The sequence below is a fragment of the Geodermatophilus pulveris genome (genome assembly GCF_900188375.1).
Classification (GTDB): domain Bacteria; phylum Actinomycetota; class Actinomycetes; order Mycobacteriales; family Geodermatophilaceae; genus Geodermatophilus; species Geodermatophilus pulveris.
This window is the reverse complement of record NZ_FZOO01000004.1, coordinates 47,205-67,458: the sequence shown is the minus strand read 5'-3', so window position 1 is coordinate 67,458 and position 20,254 is coordinate 47,205. Positions and strand designations below refer to the sequence as shown.

The window sequence follows — 20,254 nt, the reverse complement described above, 5'->3', positions numbered from 1 at the left end:
CACGCTGGCCGCTGTGTCCTCCGCGACCCGCCGGCACCCGCCCTCCGCCGCCACGCTGCGGCGGCTGGAGCGGGCGTCGGGGTCGCTGGCCACCCGCGCCGTCGCGCGGATGGACGAGGTGCTGCCCTGGTTCCGGACGATGCCCGCCGACCAGCGCTCGTGGGTGATGCTCGTGGCGCAGGCCGGCCTGGCCTCCTTCGTCGAGTGGTGCCGCACCCTCGACCGCCCGCCGCGGCTCACCGGTGAGGTGTTCGGCGCCGCGCCGCGGGAGCTGGCCCGGGTGGTGCCGCTCAAGCACACCGTCGACCTGGTCCGGGTCACCGTCGAGGTGATGGACGACTTCGTCGGGACGGTCGCCGAGCCGGGGGACGCCGACGTGCTGCGGCTCGCGGTGCTGCAGTACAGCCGCGAGGTGGCGTTCGCCACCGCGCACGTCTACGCCTCCTTCGCCGAGAGCCGCGGCGCCTGGGACGCCCGCCTGGAGGCGCTGCTGGTCGACGCCCTCGTACGCGGCGAGCAGGTGTCCGAGCTGTCCGGCCGGGCCTCGGCGCTGGGCTGGGCGGCGATGAGCCCGGTCACCGTGCTGGTCGGGGCGGCCCCGCCGGACGGCGACGTGCACGGCGCCACCCGGCGGGCCGCCCGGCAGGTGCGCGGGGAGGTGCTCGTCGGGGTGCACGCCGACCAGCTCGTCGTCGTCCTGGGCGGGTCGCCGGACCTGCAGTCGGCGGCCGAGCGGCTCAGCGACGAGTTCGGCCCCGGCCCGGTGGTGGTGGGCCCGGCGGTGGACAGCCTCGGGCGGGCCGGGGACTCCGCGACCGCGGCGCTCGCCGGGCTGGGCGCCGCCCGCGCCTGGCCGGCCGCACCCCGGCCGGTGGCGGCCGACGCGCTGCTGCCCGAGCGGGCCCTGGACGGCGACCCGACCGCCCGCGCGACGCTGCAGGAGCGGGTGGCGCTGCCCCTGCAGGCCGCCGGCGGGGAGCTGCTGGAGACGGTGCGCGCGGTGCTCGCCAGCGGCGGCAACCTGGAGGCCAGCGCCCGGGCGCTGTTCGTGCACCCGAACACCGTCCGCTACCGGCTGCGGCGGGCCATCGAGGTCACCGGGGTGTCGGTCACCGACCCGCGCGGCGGCTGGACCGTCCAGGTCGCCCTCGCCCTCGCCGCCCTCGACCAGGACCGCTCCCTCTGGCACTGACACCCCGGCACAGTGCGGTTCCCACCACACGGACCCCGGCGACACCCCGCGTGAACCCGGTCCTGTTGTGGAGACCCTCCAAAGAGGCGGGGGGCGGTTTCGTGCCGTTCGCCACCACGTCACCTGCCGTTGTCTGAGACGGTGATCTGGTGCTCGCCGTCCTCGCCCCTGGACAGGGTGCCCAGAAGCCCGGGATGCTGACCGACTGGCTCGAGCTCCCCGGGGCCGAGTCGTTCTTCCGCTGGGCCGGCGCGATCGCCGACGCGGACCTGCTCACCCTGGGCACCACCGGCGACGCCGAGGCGATCAAGGACACCGCGGTCACCCAGCCGCTCGTGGTCGCGATGAGCCTGTTCGTGGCCCGCGAGCTCGGTGGCCTGCCCGGCCCGGTCGCGCACAGCCCGCAGGCCGGCCGCGACGTCGTCATCGCCGGGCACAGCGTCGGCGAGCTCACCGCGGCCGCGCTGGCGGGGGTGCTCAGCGTCGAGGCGGCGATCGCGCTGACCGCCGTCCGCGGCCGGGCGATGGCCGCCGCCTGCGCGCAGACGCCGACCGGCATGTCCGCCGTCCTGGGCGGTGACCCCGACGAGCTGGCCGCCGCCCTGGAGCAGCGCGGGCTGACCCCGGCCAACGTGAACGGTGCCGGCCAGGTCGTGGCCGCCGGGCCGGTCGACGCGCTGGCCGAGCTGCGCGCCGCGCCCCCGGCCGGGGCGCGGGTCGTACCGCTGCCGGTGGCCGGCGCGTTCCACACCTCCTACATGGCCCCCGCCCGCGAGCGGCTCGAGGGCCTGGTCGGGGGGCTGCGGCCGGCCGACCCCAGCCGGCTGCTGCTGTCCAACGCCGACGGCGCCGCGGTGACCACCGGGACGGAGGCGCTGTCCCGGCTGGTCAGCCAGGTCACCAGCCCGGTGCGCTTCGACGCCTGCCTGGCCACGATGCGCGAGCTCGGCGTCACCGCCGCCATCGAGCTGCCCCCCGCCGGCGCCCTGTCCGGGCTGGCCAAGCGGGAGTGGAAGGGCGCCGACGTCGAGGTGCTGGCGATCGCCAAGCCGGCCGACCTGGACCGGGCCCGCGAGCTCATCGAGGCCGAGCGGGGCCGCCCCGAGCCCGACCACCTGCCCGACTGGCGGGTCGTCGTGTCCCCCGTGCGCGGCACGGTGCGCCCGGCCACGATCGCCGAGGGCACGCGCCTGCCCGCCGGCACGCCGCTGGGGCGGATCAGCAGCCGCCGCCAGGAGGCCGACGTGTCGGCCGGCTACGCCGGCGTGCTGGCCGAGTGGCTGGTGGCCGAGGGTGACCTCGTGGACGCCGGTGACCCGATCGCCCGCCTGTACCCGGAGGTGCCGTCATGACCGGACTCCAGCTGCCCGCCGGCGCCCCCGGCGCGCGCATCCTCGGCTTCGGCAGCTACCGGCCCCGCCGCCGGGTCACCAACGACGAGCTCGCCGAGACCATGGACACCAACGACGAGTGGATCCAGGCGCGGGTGGGCATCGCCGAGCGCCGCTGGGCGGAGCCGGACGAGACGCTGCTGGAGATGAGCGTCGCCGCCGGCGGCAAGGCCCTGGCCGCCAGCGGCCTGGACGCCTCCGAGCTGGACCTCGTGCTGCTCGCCTCGGCCAGCCTGCCCCGGCCCATCCCCGGGCTGGCGCCAGAGATCGCGCACAAGCTCGGCGCCCAGCGGCCCGGTGCCTTCGACGTCAACGCCGGGTGCGCGGGCTGGTGCTACGCGCTGAGCGCGGCCGCCGACGCCATCCGCAGCGGGTCGGCCCGCAACGCCCTGGTGATCGGCGGCGAGCGGCTCACCGACTACACCGACCTGACCGACCGGTCGACCGCGGTGATCTTCGCCGACGGCGCCGGCGCGGCCGTGCTGGGCCCGTCGGACACCCCCGGGGTGGGCCCGGTCGTGTGGGGCAGCGACGGCGACCAGGCCGAGGCGATCGCCATCCCCCAGGGCGAGGCGGCGATGAGCATGGCCGGGCAGGCGGTCTACCGCTGGGCCACCACCCGGCTCACCGCCACCCTGCTCACCGCGATGGACCTCGCCGGCGTGGGCCCCGACGACATCGACGTGTTCGCGCCGCACCAGGCCAACCTGCGGATCATCGAGCTGATGGCCAAGCGGCTGGAGCTGCCCGCGCGCACCGTCATCGCCCGCGACGTCGTCCGGTCGGGCAACACCTCCTCGGCCTCGGTGCCGCTGGCGCTGTCCGCGCTGCTGGAGAGCGGGGAGGCCCGGAGCGGCGACGTCGCCCTGCTGCTCGGCTACGGCGCCGGCCTCACCTTCGCCGGCCAGGTCGTCATCCTGCCCTGAGCGGCCCCACTGACCCCCGGGCCGACCGGCCCGACGGCGGGACCCCCGCCCCACCCGAGAGAGAGGACCTGCACGTGAGCGAGCCCGCGAACGCGGACATCCAGACCGGTCTGGCCGAGATCCTGGAGGAGGTCGCGGGCGTCGCCCCCGCAGACGCCACCCCCGAGAAGTCGTTCACCGAGGACCTCGACGTCGACTCCCTGTCGATGGTCGAGATCGCCACCGCGGTCGAGGACAAGTTCGGCGTCGCCATCCCCGACGACGAGCTGGCCAACATCAAGACCGTCGGCGACGCCATGGACTACATCCAGAAGAACCGCGCCTAGGAAGAGGCGCCCCCGGCCCCCGCCCGCCCGCCCCAGGAGGAACCCGTCATGAGCACGTCCATCGGTGACGTCGTCGTCACCGGACTCGGCGCCACCACGCCGCTCGGGAGCGACGTCGCCAGCACGTGGGACGCACTGCTGGCCGGGCGGTCGGGGGTCAGCCGGCTCACCGACGAGTGGGCCCGGGACTTCCCCGCCCAGCTCGTCGCCCGGCTGGCCACCGAGCCGTCCACCCAGATCGACCGCGTCCGCGCCCGCCGGCTCGACCGCAGCCAGCAGGTGGCCGTGGTCGCCGCCGAGGAGGCCTGGCGGCACTCCGGGGCGGCCGACGCCGGGGTCGACCCCCTGCGGGTCGCCGTCGTCTTCGGCACCGGCATCGGCGGGGCGCTGACCCTGCTCGGCCAGGACGACATCCTGGAGGAGAAGGGCCCCAAGCGGGTCTCCCCGTTCACCATCCCGATGCTCATGCCGAACGGCCCGGCCGCCGCGGTGGGGCTGGCGGTCGGCGCCAAGGGCGGCGTGCACGCCCCGGTGAGCGCCTGCGCCTCGGGTGCGGAGGCCATCCGCTGGGGGCTGGACCTGCTGCGGCTGGACCGCGCCGACGTGGTGCTGGTCGGCGGCGCGGAGGCCTGCGTGCACCCGCTGCCGATGGCCGGCTTCGCCTCGATGCGCGCCATGAGCACCCGCAACGACGAGCCCGAGCGCGCCTCCCGGCCGTTCGACAAGGCCCGCGACGGCTTCGTGCTCGGCGAGGGCGCGGCCGCGCTGGTGCTCGAGCGCGGCGACGCCGCGCGCGCCCGCGGCGCCCGCGTGCACGCCCGCCTCGCCGGGGCCGCCGGCACCGCCGACGGCTACGACCTGGTCGCGCCGCACCCCGAGGGCGAGGGCGCCGGCCGGGCCATCGCCGCGGCGCTGCGCGACGCCGGGCTGACCGCCGCCGACATCGGCCACGTCAACGCGCACGCCACGTCCACGCCGGTGGGCGACACCGCGGAGGCCGCCGCCATCCGGGACACCGTCGGCGAGCACGCCCTCGTGACGGCCACCAAGAGCCAGACCGGGCACCTGCTGGGCGCCGCGGGCGCGCTGGAGTCGGTGTTCACCATCCTCGCGCTGCGCGAGCAGCTGGTGCCGGCCACCGCGAACCTCGACGACCCGGACGACGACGCCGCCGTCCAGGCCCTCGACATCGTGCGCCGCGAGCCGCGGAAGGCCCGGCTCGAGGCCGCGGTCAACGACTCCTTCGGTTTCGGCGGCCACAACATCGCCCTGGTCTTCACCACCGCCTGACGAGTCCGATGACCACGCTGCACGCCGCTCCCCCGACCACCACCGACCCGCGCGACCCCGGCGACCGCCTGGCCCGCCTGCTCGACCCCGGCTCGCTGTCCCTGCTCGGCCCGCGCGACTCCTCGGGCGTCGTCGCGGCCCGGGGCACCGTCGCGGGCACCCCGGCGGTCGCCTACTGCACCGACGCCACCGTCATGGGCGGGGCGATGGGCGTGGACGGCTGCCGGCACGTCGTGGACGCCATCGACACCGCGGTGCGCGAGCGGGTGCCGGTCGTCGGCTTCTGGCACTCCGGCGGCGCGCGGCTGGCCGAGGGCGTCGGCGCGCTGCACGCGGTGGGCGAGGTCTTCGCGGCGATGGTGCGCGCCTCCGGGCGGGTGCCGCAGGTCTCCGTCGTCCTCGGGCCGGCCGCCGGCGGCGCCGCCTACGGCCCGGCGCTGACCGACCTGGTGGTCATGGGCCCGGCCGGGCGGGTGTTCGTCACCGGGCCGGACGTCGTCCGCTCGGTCACCGGCGAGGACGTCGACATGGAGAGCCTGGGCGGCCCGGACACCCACGGCCGGCGCAGCGGCGTCGTCCACGTGGTCACCGCCTCGGAGGAGGCGGCGCTGGGGGCGGCGCGGCAGGCCGTCGACCTGCTGGCCGCCCAGGGCGTCCTCGACCCGGCGGGCAGCGGGCCGGACGTCGACCTGCGCGCGCTGCTGCCCGAGCAGGCCAACCGGGCCTACGACGTCAAGCCGCTGGTGTCCGCCGTCCTCGACGGCCCGCCGCTGGAGCTGCACGCGCGCTGGGCACCCAACGTCGTCACCGCCCTGGGCCGGCTGGCCGGCCGCACCGTCGGGGTGGTCGCCAACAACCCGCTGCGGCTGGGTGGCTGCCTGGATTCCGCGTCGGCGGAGAAGGCGGCCCGCTTCGTGCGGATGTGCGACGCGTTCGGCGTCCCGCTGGTGGTAGTCGTCGACGTCCCCGGTTACCTGCCCGGCGTCGGCCAGGAGTGGGACGGCGTGGTGCGCCGCGGCGCGAAGCTGCTGCACGCCTTCGCCGAGGCGGTGGTGCCCCGGGTGACGCTGGTGACCCGCAAGGCCTACGGCGGGGCCTACATCGCGATGAACGCCCGCTCGCTCGGCGCGACGACGGTGCTCGCCTGGCCCGGCGCCGAGGTCGCGGTGATGGGCGCCAAGGCCGCCGTCGGCATCCTGCACCGCAAGCGGCTGGCCGCCGTCCCCTCCGGGGAGCGGGAGGCGCTGCACGCCCGGCTGGCCGCCGAGCACGAACGGATCGCCGGCGGGGTCGACCGGGCCGTGCAGCTCGGCGTCGTCGACGAGGTGGTCGACCCGTCGCGCACCCGGCGGCGGCTCGTGGCGGCGCTGGCGGCGGCACCGGCCGGCCGCGGGGCGCACGGCAACATCCCGCTCTGAGCGCGCGGCAGCACAGCGGCCCGGCAGCTCCCCGCGAGCTGCCGGGCCCACCTGCGTGGAGCAGGGTCATGGTCGTCCGGACGCCGCTTCCCCGTCGACGTCCGGACGACCGGTCTGAGCCTACGACGAGAGGGCCGCAGCCGCTCCCCCGTCGTGGTCGGATCGTGATGAACCGGGACGTCGGAGGCTAGACGACCTGGTGCAGCCAGGTGACCGGGCTGCCGTCGCCGGCGTGCCGGTAGACCTCCAGGTCGGCGTCCCAGGCGGCGCCGAGCAGCTCGTCCACCCCGTGCCGGAATGCCTCGATCGAGGTGGCGTTGGCCGCCAGGTTGCGCAGCTGCTGCTCGCTCACCACGAGGTCGCCGTTGGCGCTCGTGGGGGCGCGGAAGACGCCGTGGCCGGGCACGTAGGACATGCGCTCGCCGTCGTTGCCGTAGCTGGCCTCCTCGGTGACCTCGAAGCGCAGCATCGGCCACGCGCGCAGCGCGGCGACCAGCTTCGCGCCCGTCCCGGGGGCGCCGGTCCAGGCGACCTCGGCACGGTAGGAACCGTGCGCCGCGGGCTGGTCGGCCCACGACAGGGAGACCGGCGCGCCGATGACGCGCTCGAGCGCCCACTCGACGTGCTGGCAGAGCGCCTTCGGGCACGCGTGCACGAAGACGACACCCTGGGTAGACCGTCGCTGCACGGGGCACCTCCATCGACTCGATCGGTCTCGTCTTCCCCAACGGACGATCGATTCGGTGACGCGCTGTGTTCGGCGATCTCGGACCAGGAGTCCCGGAGACAGTGTGCACGATGGTCGCCCCATCGCGCCAGTGCGGACGGTGCAGATGGGTCGGCTGTGACGCAACCGTTCCGGCCGCCGGTCCTCCGTGCTGGTCAGCGCGCTACCACGGGTCGGGGGCCGCCGTCCACGGGTGTACCGCGAGCCCACAGGAGGTCCACAGGATCTCCCCACGGACCGCACGGCCGGCTCCCCGGCGCGCGGCCCGGTTGCGGAACCCGCTCACCGAGCGTAGTGGTCGGCCTGCACCGGTGCGGGCGCGACCCGCCGCCGGCCAGGACCGGGCCGGTCACACCGCCAGCTCGGTGACCCGGTTGCCGCCGGCGGACTCGGCCCGGTACACCGCCTGGTCGGCCCGCCCGAGCAGCTCGCCCGCCTCGTCGCCGGCGCGCACCTCGGTCACGCCGACGCCGGCGGTCACCCCGCGGTCCGCGCCGGCGCCGGCCGCGGCGGCGTCCAGCCGGTCGAGCCACTCCCACGGGTCGAGGCAGCCGGGGAGCGGGTCGGTGGCCGCGAGCACCTCGGAGGTGCGCAGCAGCAGGCGGTCCTGCGCCTCCCCCTGTGGGCCGAGGCCATCGCGCACGGCACCGTGCAGGTGGCCGTGACCCGCGCCACGGAGGTGGGGGACGGCGCGCAGCACCGCCAGGGGGCCCGGGACGACGCCGCGGGGTCTGCCGCGTCGGTCGTCGTCCGGCCCGTCCTCCACGGAGGGGACATCGGTCCCCGGGACGCCGCACCTCGACCGGCCTCACCCGCGCGGGGTGCCGCCGGCCGGGGCGGGGTACCCGGCGGGGGTGGGCGACCCCGGGGACGGCGTGCGGCGGCGAGGCATGGCGGCGGCCGGGCGCGGCGTGGTCGGCCCGATGGTGCTCGGCGCGTGGGACGCCTTCCTCGGGCAGGCCGCCGCCGTCGACCTGCACCGGCCCACCCGGCTGCCCGGCTGGCGGGCCCAGGAGGTGTGCGTGCACCTGGGCTGCTGGGCCGACCACGCCGCCCTGGCCGACCTGGTCGCCTCGGCGCGGGCGGGCGGCGCCGGCGTCCCCCCGGACGTGGACGCCACGAACGCGCGGGTGACCGCGGCGCACCGCGACGCCACCCGCGAGGAGGTGCTGGCCGCGCTGGCGCGCAACCGGGCGGCCACCGCGCGCTACCTGGCCGAGGAGCCGGAGGAGCTGGACACCGCACCCGCGGTGTCCGTGGCCGGCCGGTTGCCGCTGCTGGGCGTCGTGCTGGCGCAGTCCTACGAGCTGGCGGTGCACGGGCTGGACCTGGCCGCCTGCGGCGCGCCGCGGCCGCCGTCCGGGGTGCTGCAGGCGGGGCTGGCCGCGCTGGCCGACGTGACCGGTGCCGTGGCGGCCCGCGAGGGGATCACCGGCGGGGCGTCCCTGCGGACGCCGGAGGGTGGCTGGGTGTTCGCCGCCGACCCCGGCGGCTGGACGGTGCGCCGGGTGCCGGCCGGGGAGGTCGCCGGGACCACGGTGGAGGCGCCGGCCGATGTGCTGCTGGAGGCGGCGTCGGGGCGGGCCGACCCGGTGGCGGCGCTGGCCCGGCGGCGGCTGCGGGTGCACGGGCCGGCCGGCCTGCTGGCCCTCGCGCCGATCGTGCACGCCGCGCCCGGCATCCCCGGCGGGCCGGTGCTGCAGTTCGCCGCGCAGGCCCTGGGCGGTGTCGGCGGCCTGCTCGGCCGGCTGCGCGGGCGGCGCTGACCGCCCGCGAGGCTCAGCCGGTCAGCAGGCCCCGCCGAGGGAGATGCCGTGCGCCTGCAGCCACGGCATCGGGTCCACCCGGCTGGCGTAGAGGCCGCCCCGGTGCACCTCGAAGTGCAGGTGCGGGCCGGTGGACTGGCCCTTGTTGCCCACGTCGGCGATGTGCTCGCCGGCGGAGACGACCTGCCCGGCGCTGACGAAGAACTGGTCGACGTGCCCGTAGAGGGTGATCTGGCCGTCACCGTGCCGGACGTAGACCGCCTGGCCGAAACCGCTGGCCGGGCCGGCCTGCAGCACCACGCCGCCCTCGGGCACGTAGATGGGCGTGCCGATCGGGGCGGCGATGTCGATGCCCTGGTGCATGGTGCCCCAGCGGGGGCCGTAGCAGGAGGTCACCCGGCCGGCCGTCGGCATGCCGGCGGAGGAGCCGGACGCCACGGCGAGGGTCTGCTGCTGCTGCGCCTGGCGGGCGCCCCAGGCGGCCGCGGCGTCGGCGGCGCCCTGCGCCGCCAGCAGCCGCTCGCCGGCCCGGCGCAACTCCTCCTCCAGGCGGGCCTTCTCCGCCGCGCGGGCGTCGTAGTCGGCCTGCGCCTGGGCGAGGTGCGCGTTGGCGGCCTGCTCGGCCTCCGCCGCGGTGCGGGCCAGCTCGTCGAGCCGGGCGACGGCCGCCTGGGCGGCCTTGTCGGCCTGCTCCAGCCGCGCCGCGACGGTGAGGAACTCCTGCAGCCGCGCCGCGCGGTGGTCGCCGATGACCTCCATGGTGGCGGCCTGCTGGAGCAGCTCGGTGGGGCTGTCCGCGTCCAGCAGCATCTCCAGGTCGCCGTAGCGGTCGTCGGCCCCCATGTAGGCCTCGCGGCCGAGGTCGGCGATGTCGGCCTCGGCGGCGGCGACGTCGGCCTGCGCGACGGCGAGCTCCGCCGCCGTCCGCTCGGCCTCGGTCTGGCCGGCGGCGAGCTGGGCGCGGGCGACGAGGGCGGCGTCGGCCGCGGCCTCGGCCTCCACGGTCATCCGCTGCAGCTGCTCCTCGGCGGCGCGGACCTGCTCCTCGATCCCGGCGACCTGCTCCTCGAGGGAGGCCTGCTCCTCGGCGGGGGCGGGTGCGGCGCCGGCGACGACGGGGGTGGCGGCCAGGAGGCCGGCCACCGCCGCGGCGACGACGGCGGCCCGGCGGGGCGCGCGCAGGGGGCTGCGGGGTGACGTGGCGCAGCGGACCACGGTGTGCAGGCGGTGCAGGGTCGCCAAGGCGACGGGTCTCCCATCCTCGTGACCGCCTACCGAGTTAGCTGACGGGTTCGGGCCGGACGGCGCCCTACCTCCCTGCACTCCCCCAGCGCAGGCAGGACTCACCCCAGAGGTTCGGTGGGTCCCCGGTCCGCGTCGGCCCCGGGGGGCCTCGGCGGTTCGGCGGTGGCCGTGCCGAGGCCCTCGGTTCCCGAGGAGCTGAGCCCGGCAGGGCCGTCGGGCAACCTACACGGGACCCGACCGGTAGGTCACGGTCGGGTAACGGGACCGGGGCGCCTGCGTGCCGCCGAGGCGTGGAACCACTACGCCGCGTCAGCGCCCGCATGCGCTGCGGTGACCACCGGGACAGCTGGGACGCCGGCGGAGCCCCGCAACGGCGACGTTTTCCCAGGAGACGGCCGGTCACGCCCGGTCGCCGGTGTGATCTCGCGCACGGAGGGCCCCGACCGGGTGACCTGGGGACGGCGGTCGGCGTCGTCCACAGGGGGTGCCGGGCAGTCTGGCAGGCTGGTACGCGGGGCGGTAGCTCAGCCGGTCAGAGCATGGGACTCATAATCCCTGGGTCGTGGGTTCGAGCCCCACCCGCCCCACCGGCTCCACCGCACGGGGTGCGACCCGGGTCCGGGCGTCGCCCCCGAGCCGGCGGGAAGCGACTCCCGTCTCCTTCCTTGACTCGGTCAAGAAGACGCTGCACGATCCGGTCGTGCCCGACGACATGGACCTCCATCAGGTCCCGGACCCCGAGCACACCCTCCAGGCCGCGGGTCTGCGGGTCACCCGGCCCCGCCTGGCCGTGCTGGACGCCGTCCGCGCCCAGCCGCACCTGGACACCAAGGCGCTGATCGCCGCCGCGCGCGCCCGCCTGGGGGCGGTCTCGCACCAGGCGGTGTACGACGTCCTGCGCGCCCTCGTCGACGCCGGCCTCGTGCGGCGCATCGAGCCCGAGGGCCTCGACGCCCGCTTCGAGGCACGGGTCGGCGACAACCACCACCACGTGGTCTGCCGCGCCTGCGGGGCCATCGCCGACGTCGACTGCGTCCCCGGCGTCGCGCCGTGCCTGACCCCGTCGGCCGACGAGGGGTTCCTCGTCGACGAGGCCGAGGTCCTCTTCTGGGGGCGCTGTCCGTCCTGCGCGGCCGCCGTCCCCCCGTCCCCGTCCCCCGCCCGACCGCACTGAGAGGACCGTCGTGACCGACGAGATCGACAAGAACCACAGCAAGAGCACCAGCGAGAGCGAGAACCCGGCGATCCCCGCGCCGACGCAGGTCACCAGCGGTCGCCCGCGCAGCGTGCAGGACTGGTGGCCCAACCAGGTCGACCTCGGCGTGCTCAACAAGCCCTCGCGGGACTCCGACCCGCTCGGTGCGGACTTCGACTACCGGGCGGCCTTCGCCACCCTGGACGTCGAGGAGCTCAAGGGCGACCTGGTCCAGGTCATGCGCACCTCGCAGGACTGGTGGCCGGCCGACTGGGGCCACTACGGCCCGCTGTTCATCCGGATGTCCTGGCACGCGGCCGGCACCTACCGGATCGCCGACGGCCGCGGTGGCGGCGGCGACGGCGCCCAGCGGTTCGCGCCGCTGAACAGCTGGCCGGACAACGCCAACCTGGACAAGGCCCGCCGCCTGCTGCTGCCGATCAAGCAGAAGTACGGCCGGAAGGTCTCCTGGGCCGACCTGCTGGTGCTGGCCGGCAACGTCGCCCACGACGACATGGGCCTGCCGACCTTCGGGTTCGCCTTCGGCCGCGAGGACGTCTGGCAGCCCGAGGAGGTCTTCTGGGGCCCCGAGGACACCTGGCTGGGCGACGAGCGCTACGCCGGGGACACCCCGCTCGACCTCGAGGAGGGCGAGCTCGCGGCGGTCACCATGGGCCTGATCTACGTCAACCCCGAGGGCCCGCAGGGCCGGCCGGACCCGGCCGCCTCCGCCCACGACATCCGGGTGACGTTCAGCCGGATGGGCATGAACGACGTGGAGACCGTCGCGCTCATCGCCGGCGGGCACACCTTCGGCAAGACGCACGGCGCCGGCGACCCCGAGCTCGTCGGCCCGGAGCCCGAGGGCTGCCCGGTGCACGGCAACGGCCTGGGCTGGACCAGCCAGCACGGCACCGGGAAGGGTGCGGACACCATCACCAGCGGCCTCGAGGGCGCCTGGACCCCGACGCCCACGCAGTGGGACAACACCTACTTCGAGATGCTGTTCAGCTACGACTGGGAGCTCACCGAGAGCCCGGCCGGCGCCAAGCAGTGGCAGCCCCGGGACCCCGAGGCGCAGGAGCTCGTCCCCGACGCCCACATCGAGGGCAAGAAGAACCCGCCGATGATGGCGACGACCGACCTGGCGCTGCTCGCCGACCCGGAGTTCCGCCGGATCTCCGAGCGGTTCCACGCCGACCCGGAGTACTTCGCCGACCAGTACGCCCGCGCCTGGTTCAAGCTGCTGCACCGCGACATGGGCCCCAGGAGCCGCTACCTCGGCCCGGACGTGCCGGCCGAGGAGCTCATCTGGCAGGACCCCGTGCCGGCTGTCGACCACGAGCTGGTGGGCGAGGCCGAGGTCGCCGACCTCAAGGCGCGGCTGCTCGCCTCCGGGCTGACCGTCCCGCAGCTGGTGCACACCGCCTGGTCTGCGGCGGCGTCCTACCGCGGCACCGACCAGCGCGGCGGGGCCAACGGCGCCCGGCTGCGCCTGGAGCCGCAGATCGGCTGGGCGGTCAACGAGGGCGTCCGCGACGTCCTCCCGGTCCTGGAGCGGGTCAAGGCGGAGTTCGAGTCCGGGACCGGCAGGCGGGTCTCCCTGGCCGACCTCATCGTGCTCGGCGGCAGCGCGGCGGTGGAGCAGGCCGCCGCCGACGCCGGCGTGCCGGTGACCGTGCCGTTCTCCCCCGGCCGCACCGACGCCACCCAGGAGCAGACCGACGTCGACAACTCCCGCTGGCTCGAGCCGCGGGCCGACGGCTTCCGCAACTGGATCCGGCCGGGCAGCAAGCTCGCCCCGGAGACGCTGCTGGTCGACCGGGCCTACATGCTCGAGCTCACCCCGCGGGAGATGACCGTCCTGGTCGGCGGGCTCCGCGTGCTCGGCGCGAACACCGGCGGCACGCGGCACGGCGTGTTCACCGACCGGCCGGGCGTGCTGTCGCAGGACTTCTTCCGCACCCTGCTCGACCTGGGCGTCCAGTGGCGCACCTCGGTCGACACCGAGGGCGTCTACGAGGGCCTGGACGCCGACGGCACCGTCGTCCGCACCGCGACCGCCGCCGACCTGGTGTTCAACTCGAACTCCGTCCTGCGCGGCATCGTCGAGGTCTACTCCGCCGACGACGCCCACGAGCAGTTCGTGCGGCACTTCGTCTCGGCGTGGGTCAAGGTCATGGAGCTCGACCGCTTCGACCTGCGGTAGAGGTCCCCCGTCCGGACGCCCGGCCCGCTCCCGCGGGCCGGGCGTCCGGACGCCGGGCCCAGTAGCCGGCCAGCAGCGACCCGAACAAGTTGTGCCAGACGGAGAAGACCGCCGCCGGCAGCGCGGCCGCCGGGCCGAAGTGCACCGTGGCCAGCCCCGCCGCGAGGCCGGAGTTCTGCATGCCGACCTCGATGCTGATCGCCCGCCGGGCGGCGACGTCCATGCCGGACAGCCGGCCGACCGCGTAGCCGAGCGCCAGCCCGAGCCCGTTGTGCAGCACGACGGCGAGGACGACGACGAGGCCCACGCTCGCGATCGTCCCGGCGCTGCCGGCGACGACGATCATGACGACCGCGGTGATGCCGGCGACGGACACCAGCGGGAGGGCGGGCAGCACGCGCTCGACCAGCCGCGGGACGACCAGCCGCAGCACCAGCCCGAGCAGCACCGGCACCAGCACGATCCGCACGATCGAGGTGAACAGCCCGCCGGCGTCGACGGGCAGGTACTCCCCCGCCAGCCACAGCACCAGCAGCGGGGTGAACAGCGGGGCCAGCAGCGTCGACACCGACGTCATGGCCACGGACAGGGCGGTGTCGCCCCTCGCCAGGTACACCATGACGTTGGACGCCGTCCCGCCCGGCGCGGCCCCGACGAGCACGACCCCGGCGGCGACGGCGGCCGGGAGGTCCAGCGCCTGCGTGAGCAGCCACGCCACCCCGGGCATCACCACGTACTGCGCCGCGACCCCGAGCAGCAACGCCCACGGCCGGCGGGCCACGACGGCGAAGTCGGCCGGCCGCAGGGTCATCCCCATCCCGAGCATGATCACCATCAGCAGGTACGGGACCAGGACGCCGCCACCGGCGAAGGTGCCCGGCGTGGCCAGCGCGGCCGCCCCGGCCGCCACGACGATGAGCGCGAACCAGCGCCCGACGAACGCGCTCACCGCGGCGATGCCGTCCACGAGGCCCCCTCCCGTCACGGTGCCCGACGGGGCCACCGTCACAGCACGGGGCGCCGCCCACAACCGGGGCCGGTCAGCGGCGGGCGCCGCCGGGCTGCCGCCACTGGTTCGCCCGCCGCCCCTCGGCGGCCTCCGCGACGATCGTGGCCACCCGCGCGGCCCGCAGGTCGTCGGGCTCGGTGAGGTCCTCGACGGCGTCCGGGGCGGTCCAGGCACCGCTGACCTCCGCCGCCGCCACCACGGCCTCCCCGGCCGGGGTCATCAGGCCGGTCGCGCGCAGCCGGGCGACCCGCTCCCTGTTCTCGCGCGACCAGTTGCTGCGCGGGCGGCGCGGCGCGACGTCGAGCACCGCGCGGGCGTCGTCGAGGCTGCCGGGCCGGCTGTCCACCCAGCCGGAGCACAGCGCCTCCTCGACGACGTCGTCGTAGCCGAGCCGCCGTCCCGGCCCCTTGTCGTAGACCAGCCACACGCCGCCGGAGGTGGCGGCGTCGTCCGCCAGCCAGGACCGCCACGCCGACCGGTCCGCCGCGTGGACCCGGCCGGCGCCCGGGCCACCAGCTCGCCCCTGGCCCACGGTCGGGACGGTGGCGCCGACCCGGTCGGGCGGACCAGCCCGCCGGGCGCCGCCGGGCCCGGCGGAGGATGATGTGGCGTGCCCATCGACCACACCGCCACGTTCCCGGCCGGTCCGGACGACGTCCTCGCCGTCCTCACCGACGAGGCGTTCCTCCGCGACTACGCGCGGACCCTGGGGGCGCGGCTGGAGTCGGTGGACAGCACCCCGGCCGACGGCGGCCCGCGCACCGCCGTGCGCCTCGTCGTCCCGACGCTCGGCATCCCGGCGGTGTTCACCCGCTTCGTCGGCCGCGAGGTCGACGTCTCCGACCGGCGCAGCTGGGCGGCCGACGGCGACGGCGGGCACCGCGGCGTGCTGCTGGTGGAGACCCGCATCTTCGGCCGGACGGCGGCGGTGCGCGGGGAGCGCCGGCTGCGCCCGGTCGCCGGGGGCACCCGCTCGACGGTCACCGGGGAGGCGGAGGTCGACGCGCCGGTCGTCGGGCGGCAGGCGGAGGCCGCGGTGCGCGAGCTGGCCGTGGTGGTGCTGCGCCGGGAGGACGACGTGCTGCGCCGCTGGCTGGGCTCCCCGGACTGAGCCGGCCGGCGTCAGGAGACGGCGCTGCGGCCGCGCCGGGCGGGCTGGCGGTGCAGCCACCGCTGCCGGTGGGCCTCCGGGGAGTGCACGACGGTGACCGCGCAGGTCGCGTGCAGCACGCACTGCAGGCCCACCGAGCCCAGCAGCACGCTGGAGAACCCGCCGTGCCCCCGGCTGCCCACGACCAGCAGGTCCGCGCCGGCGGACTCCCGCACCAGCACGTCGGCCGCCGTCCCGAGCACCGCGCGCACCGCCACCTCCGCGGGCGGCCGGGGCACCGCGGGCAGCACCTCGTCGAGGAGCGCCTGCGCCCGCTCGCGCGCGGTCCGCTCGATCGGGTCGACGTCGACGTCGCGGACCACGTAGAAGTCCAGCCACTCCTCCGGCGGCCGGTAGGCGGCGACCACCTCCAGCGGGACGCCGCGGCGGGCGGCGTCCTCCAGGGCGAAGCGCAGCGCCGCCCGCGCCCCGGACGACCCGTCCACCCCGACGACGACGCGCGGCCGGCCCGTACCGGTCTGCTGGGTCACGACGGCCTCCTCACCGGGCCGGCCGCCGGGGCCCCGGCGCCCGCGGACGGCCGGCGTGCCCCGATGGTGCTCCGGGACGGCCGCGACCGACAGGGACCTCCGTCACCGCGCGCGCTCGGAGACGCAACGCCCCCGCCCGGGCGTACCGTCCGGCCCATGACCGCGGATCCGGCGTCCGCCGAACGCCTGCTCGCCGGGCGCTACGCGCTGCGCGAGATCGTCGGCCGGGGCGGCATGGGCGTCGTCTGGATGGCCACCGACCTGCGCCTGGAGCGACCGGTGGCGGTCAAGGAGGTCACCTTCGCGCTGCACCTGTCCGAGGAGGAGCGCCGGGTGCTGCGGGAGCGCACCATGCGCGAGGCCCGCACCGCCGCCCGGCTGGACCACCCCTCGGTCACCTCCGTCTACGACGTCGTCGAGGAGGACGGCCGGCCCTGGCTGGTGCTGGAGCTGGTGGAGTCCTGCAGCCTGCAGGAGGTCGTCGACGGCCAGGGCCCGCTGCCGTGGCCCGCGGTGGCCCGCATCGGGCTGGACGTGCTGGCCGGGCTGACCGCCGCGCACACGGCCGGCATCGTGCACCGCGACGTCAAGCCGGCCAACGTGCTCATCGCCTCCGACGGGCGGGCCTGCCTCACCGACTTCGGCATCGCCACCGCCGCCGGCGACCCGGCGATCACGACGACCGGCGCGATCATCGGCTCGCCGGCCTACATGGCGCCCGAGCGGGCCCACGGAGAGCCGCCCGGACCCGCCGTGGACCTGTGGTCGCTCGGAGCCACCCTGTACACCGCGGTGGAGGGGGAGCAGGCCTTCGGCCGCGGCGAGCCCATGGCCACGCTCATGGCCGTCGTGTCCGAGGAGCCCGCGCCGCCCACCCGCGCCGGCCCGCTGGAGCCGGTGCTGCGCGGCCTGCTGGTCAAGGACCCGGCCCAGCGGATGACCGCCGAGCAGGCCCGCACCGCGCTGCAGGCGGTCCTCGACGGGTCGCCGCAGGAGCCCTGGTCACCGCCCCCGCCCGCGCCCGGGCCGCGCCCGGGCGTGCTCGAGGCCGACCGGGTGGAGCGGATCGACGCCGCGGACCTGCGCCGGCTGGCCGCCGTCTCGGCCACCGTGATCGGTGCGGTGGCCCGCGACGCCCGCGACCAGGCCCGCCACCTCGCCGAGCGCCGGCGGGAGCGGCGCGCGCAGGACCGGGAGCGCCAGGCGCCGGACGGCGCGGCGCCCGCCCCCCGGCAGGCCACGGCGCCGGGCCGGTCCGACCGGGCCGGCGGGCGGACCCGCAAGCACCGGTTCAAACGCCGCTGGGTCGTCGTCCCGGTGCTCGTGGTGGTGCTGGCGCTGCTCGCCGTGGCCGTCGGCCTGGTCGTCCTCGCCGGTCAGCTGCTCGGCTGGTCCTAGGCACCGGGCACCGCCGTGCGGCAGGCTCGCCGGTGTGACCACACCGTCCGAGCAGCCGCCGTCCGAGCAGACCCCGCAGCCGCGCGACATCGCCCTGGAGCTGCCCACACCCGGGCAGACCGCCGACCTGGAGGCGCAGAGCGACCCGGACGACGCCGACCGCGACTAGCGGCCGCCGGCCAGCCGGGCGGCCTCGATCCGCCTCGACGCGACGTAGTACAGCGTGGCGCCCTCGGGCACCGGGGTGTCCCAGCCGGGGCTGACCACCAGCCGGTCGGTGCGCAGCGCGATGACCGTGGCGCCGAAGGTGCGCCCGAACCACGTCTGGCAGTCGCCGAAGGTGCGCTGGGCGAAGCCGGTCGGCACGCGCGCCGAGTAGGTGTTGCCGTGCCCGCCGCTGGTCATCAGGTCGCTGTAGACCTGCGCGATGCCGGGGTCGGTGGCCTCCTCGGTGAGCAGGTAGGGCATGTGCCACTGCACGCCCTGGACCTCCGGGTGCACGTAGCGCAGCGTGTCCAGCCGGCCGAGGTCGCGCAGCGCGGCGACCAGGTGCACGTCCGGGTTGGCGTGGGTGACGGCCAGGGCGACCGCGAGGGCCTCGTTGTCGTCGCCGACGTCGATCACCGCCGTCCGGGCGCGGGCCACGTCGGCGCGGCCGATGACGTCCGGTGAGGTGAGGTCGCCGCGGACGAAGTGCACGTCCAGCCGCTCGGGCAGCGGGTCCTCGGGGACGTCGTCCGACGCGCAGAGCACCACCTGCGCGCGCCCCTCGGCGGTCAGCTCCGCCACGATGCGCGCCGTCCGGCCCGGCGTGTAGCCGAACAGGACGACGTGGTCGGCGAGGTCCAGGTCGACCAGCCCCCTCAGTCTCTTGCCCCTCACCGACTGCAGCGCGGCGGACAGCTGCGTGAAGAGCAGGGTGAGCGTGACGATGCCGCCGACGATGACGTAGGCGCCGACGAGGCGGCCCGCGGTGGACTCCGGGAAGACGTCCCCGTAGCCGACGGTGGCCGCGGTGACCACGAAGTACCACCAGTAGGTGCCCGGCGTGGCGATCCCGGTCCCGGCCGGCTCGACCAGCGCCATCGCCGCCCAGCTGGTCAGGAAGACGACGACCGCCACGGCCAGCGGCAGCCGCCAGCCCTCCAGCCGCACGCGCACCAGGCGCGCGAGGCGGGCGACCAGGAACGGCACCTGTGACCTCCCGACGACGACCCGGCGAACGTAACCGACCTGATCACCGATCGGCGGGCGCCGGACGGCCGGGTCACCCTCGCGGGCGGGGGCGCCTGACCCGGCGGCCGGGACCGTCTGGTCGTAACGTCGGTCCATGAACGAGCTGAGCACGGACTTCTACGGCCTGGAGGAACTCCTCGAGCCCGAGGAGATCGAGATCCGCGACCGGGTGCGGGCCTTCGGTGAGAAGGAGGTCCTCCCGCGGATCAACGACTACTGGGAACGTGCGGAGTTCCCCTTCGAGCTGGTGCCCAAGCTCGCCGAGATCGGCATCGCCGGCGGCACGATCGAGGGCTACGGCTGCCCGGGGATGAGCAACGTGGCCGCCGGGCTGGTCGCCGCGGAGTTCGCCCGCGCCGACGGCAGCGTGGGCACCTTCAACGGCGTGCACAGCTTCCTGGCGATGCAGTCGATCGCCATGCTCGGCGACGAGGAGCAGCGGGAGCGGTTCCTGCCCCCGATGGCCCGGCTGGAGAAGATCGGCGCGTTCGGCCTCACCGAGCCCGCGCACGGCTCGGACGCCGTCGGCCTGGAGACCTCCGCCCGCCGGGACGGCGACTCCTACGTGCTCAACGGCCAGAAGAAGTGGATCGGCAACGGCAGCATCGCCGACCACGTGATCATCTGGGCCCGCGGCGAGGACGGCGCGGTCGGCGGCTACATCGTCGACAAGGGCACTCCCGGCTACGAGGCCCGCGTCATGACCGGCAAGACGGCGCTGCGCGCGGTGTGGCAGGCCGAGATCACGCTGTCCGACGTCCGGGTGCCCGCGGAGAACCGGCTGGCCAACTGCCGGTCGTTCAAGGACGTCTCCACGGTGCTGGACCGCACCCGGTACACCGTCGCCTGGCGGTCCCTGGGGACGGCCACCGCCGCCTACGAGCTGGCGCTGCAGCACGCGCTGCGCCGCGAGCAGTTCGGCCAGCCGATCGCCGGCTACCAGCTGGTGCAGGACAAGCTGGCCCGGATGCTCGCCGAGATCACCACCATGCAGCTGATGTGCTGGCGGCTGTCCAAGCTGGCCGACGCCGGCCGGATGACCGCGGCGATGGCGTCGCTGGCCAAGATGAACTGCGCGGCCAAGGCCCGCGCGATCGTCGCCACCTCCCGCGACGTGCTGGGCGGCGACGGCATCCTGCTGGAGCACCACGTCGCGCGGCACCACGCCGACATGGAGGCCATCTACACCTTCGAGGGCACCGACTCGGTGCAGGCGCTCATCGTGGGCCGGGAGATCACCGGGCTGTCGGCCATCAGCGGACGGCGGGCCGAGCGCCGCTGACCG

At 76.3% G+C, this 20,254-nt stretch carries 20 protein-coding genes, 1 tRNA gene and 1 riboswitch; of the genes, 14 read left to right on the top strand and 7 right to left on the bottom strand.

What is annotated here, in order from left to right; all coding sequences use genetic code 11:
- Nucleotides 1-13 precede the first annotated feature (13 nt).
- The 6 genes from CHB98_RS09485 (at nt 14) to CHB98_RS09460 (ending at nt 6,543) form a co-directional block, all read left to right on the top strand.
- On the top strand, nt 14-1,192 hold the full coding sequence (locus CHB98_RS09485; RefSeq protein WP_089305368.1) for a PucR family transcriptional regulator: 1,179 nt from the start codon (nt 14-16) through the stop codon (nt 1,190-1,192).
- Between the two features lie 149 nt (nt 1,193-1,341).
- Complete coding sequence (locus CHB98_RS09480; protein WP_089305367.1) at nt 1,342-2,544, top strand: acyltransferase domain-containing protein; 1,203 nt, start codon at nt 1,342-1,344, stop codon at nt 2,542-2,544.
- Nucleotides 2,541-3,509 (top strand): beta-ketoacyl-ACP synthase III, encoded by a 969-nt coding sequence (locus tag CHB98_RS09475; protein ID WP_089305366.1) that lies wholly within the window; start codon nt 2,541-2,543, stop codon nt 3,507-3,509. The genes CHB98_RS09480 and CHB98_RS09475 overlap by 4 nt, the downstream gene beginning before the upstream one ends.
- A 74-nt stretch (nt 3,510-3,583) precedes the next feature.
- Entirely contained in the window at nt 3,584-3,835 is a 252-nt protein-coding gene (locus tag CHB98_RS09470) for an acyl carrier protein (RefSeq protein ID WP_089305365.1), read from the top strand.
- A 48-nt stretch (nt 3,836-3,883) separates the two neighbouring features.
- A complete protein-coding gene (locus tag CHB98_RS09465) occupies nt 3,884-5,125 on the top strand; it encodes a beta-ketoacyl-[acyl-carrier-protein] synthase family protein (protein ID WP_089305364.1) in 1,242 nt (413 codons plus the stop codon).
- Between the two features lie 8 nt (nt 5,126-5,133).
- Complete coding sequence (locus CHB98_RS09460) at nt 5,134-6,543, top strand: acyl-CoA carboxylase subunit beta (RefSeq protein ID WP_089305363.1); 1,410 nt, start codon at nt 5,134-5,136, stop codon at nt 6,541-6,543.
- A gap of 187 nt (nt 6,544-6,730) precedes the next feature.
- On the opposite strand, the gene CHB98_RS09455 is transcribed toward CHB98_RS09460, so the two are convergent.
- Nucleotides 6,731-7,231: a DUF3145 domain-containing protein gene (locus tag CHB98_RS09455; protein WP_089305362.1), complete on the bottom strand. Its 501-nt coding sequence runs from the start codon at nt 7,229-7,231 to the stop codon at nt 6,731-6,733.
- Nucleotides 7,232-7,619: 388 nt separating this feature from the next.
- Entirely contained in the window at nt 7,620-7,913 is a 294-nt protein-coding gene (locus CHB98_RS09450) for a hypothetical protein (protein ID WP_143425049.1), read from the bottom strand.
- Nucleotides 7,914-8,124: 211 nt separating this feature from the next.
- Here CHB98_RS09450 and CHB98_RS09445 point away from each other — a divergent pair, with 211 nt between their 5' ends.
- Nucleotides 8,125-9,036: a maleylpyruvate isomerase family mycothiol-dependent enzyme gene (locus tag CHB98_RS09445; RefSeq protein ID WP_245821038.1), complete on the top strand. Its 912-nt coding sequence runs from the start codon at nt 8,125-8,127 to the stop codon at nt 9,034-9,036.
- 21 nt (nt 9,037-9,057) lie between these two features.
- Here CHB98_RS09445 and CHB98_RS09440 read toward each other — a convergent pair whose 3' ends face one another.
- On the bottom strand, nt 9,058-10,278 hold the full coding sequence (locus CHB98_RS09440; protein WP_089305360.1) for a M23 family metallopeptidase: 1,221 nt from the start codon (nt 10,276-10,278) through the stop codon (nt 9,058-9,060).
- A gap of 11 nt (nt 10,279-10,289) precedes the next feature.
- Nucleotides 10,290-10,453: riboswitch (cyclic di-AMP (ydaO/yuaA leader) on the bottom strand.
- A gap of 341 nt (nt 10,454-10,794) precedes the next feature.
- Between CHB98_RS09440 and CHB98_RS09435 the strand changes: the two genes are divergently transcribed.
- The 3 genes from CHB98_RS09435 (at nt 10,795) to katG (ending at nt 13,685) form a co-directional block, all read left to right on the top strand.
- Nucleotides 10,795-10,868 (top strand) — tRNA-Ile (locus CHB98_RS09435).
- Between the two features lie 113 nt (nt 10,869-10,981).
- Nucleotides 10,982-11,455, top strand: coding sequence for a Fur family transcriptional regulator (locus tag CHB98_RS09430; RefSeq protein WP_089305359.1), 474 nt, complete (start codon nt 10,982-10,984; stop codon nt 11,453-11,455).
- Nucleotides 11,456-11,465: 10 nt separating this feature from the next.
- A complete protein-coding gene (gene katG / locus CHB98_RS09425; protein WP_089305358.1) occupies nt 11,466-13,685 on the top strand; it encodes a catalase/peroxidase HPI in 2,220 nt (739 codons plus the stop codon).
- On the opposite strand, the gene CHB98_RS09420 is transcribed toward katG, so the two are convergent.
- Together CHB98_RS09420 and CHB98_RS09415 are read right to left on the bottom strand one after the other, a co-directional pair.
- Nucleotides 13,654-14,652 (bottom strand): bile acid:sodium symporter family protein, encoded by a 999-nt coding sequence (locus CHB98_RS09420; RefSeq protein WP_089305357.1) that lies wholly within the window; start codon nt 14,650-14,652, stop codon nt 13,654-13,656. The two genes, katG and CHB98_RS09420, sit on opposite strands and share 32 nt — an antisense overlap.
- Before the next feature lie 73 nt (nt 14,653-14,725).
- Nucleotides 14,726-15,226: a YdeI/OmpD-associated family protein gene (locus CHB98_RS09415; protein ID WP_218822315.1), complete on the bottom strand. Its 501-nt coding sequence runs from the start codon at nt 15,224-15,226 to the stop codon at nt 14,726-14,728.
- 78 nt (nt 15,227-15,304) lie between these two features.
- On the opposite strand from CHB98_RS09415, the gene CHB98_RS09410 reads away from it, so the two are divergent.
- Nucleotides 15,305-15,805, top strand: coding sequence for a DUF2505 domain-containing protein (locus CHB98_RS09410; RefSeq protein WP_089305356.1), 501 nt, complete (start codon nt 15,305-15,307; stop codon nt 15,803-15,805).
- Nucleotides 15,806-15,816: 11 nt separating this feature from the next.
- On the opposite strand, the gene CHB98_RS09405 is transcribed toward CHB98_RS09410, so the two are convergent.
- Nucleotides 15,817-16,335, bottom strand: a complete 519-nt coding sequence (locus tag CHB98_RS09405; protein WP_089305355.1) for a universal stress protein — start codon at nt 16,333-16,335, stop codon at nt 15,817-15,819.
- Nucleotides 16,336-16,491: 156 nt separating this feature from the next.
- Here CHB98_RS09405 and CHB98_RS09400 point away from each other — a divergent pair, with 156 nt between their 5' ends.
- Both CHB98_RS09400 and CHB98_RS22710 read left to right on the top strand, forming a co-directional pair.
- Nucleotides 16,492-17,733: a serine/threonine-protein kinase gene (locus CHB98_RS09400; RefSeq protein ID WP_089305354.1), complete on the top strand. Its 1,242-nt coding sequence runs from the start codon at nt 16,492-16,494 to the stop codon at nt 17,731-17,733.
- Nucleotides 17,734-17,767: 34 nt separating this feature from the next.
- Nucleotides 17,768-17,902 carry a hypothetical protein gene (locus CHB98_RS22710; protein ID WP_281251848.1) on the top strand — a complete coding sequence of 45 codons (135 nt, stop codon included), beginning with the start codon at nt 17,768-17,770 and terminating at the stop codon, nt 17,900-17,902.
- Here the strand turns inward: CHB98_RS22710 and CHB98_RS09395 are convergent.
- Nucleotides 17,899-18,927 (bottom strand): NAD-binding protein, encoded by a 1,029-nt coding sequence (locus tag CHB98_RS09395; protein ID WP_089305353.1) that lies wholly within the window; start codon nt 18,925-18,927, stop codon nt 17,899-17,901. The genes CHB98_RS22710 and CHB98_RS09395 overlap by 4 nt on opposite strands.
- A 136-nt stretch (nt 18,928-19,063) precedes the next feature.
- Here CHB98_RS09395 and CHB98_RS09390 point away from each other — a divergent pair, with 136 nt between their 5' ends.
- Nucleotides 19,064-20,251: an acyl-CoA dehydrogenase family protein gene (locus tag CHB98_RS09390; protein ID WP_089305352.1), complete on the top strand. Its 1,188-nt coding sequence runs from the start codon at nt 19,064-19,066 to the stop codon at nt 20,249-20,251.
- The last annotated feature ends 3 nt before the right edge of the window (nt 20,252-20,254 follow it).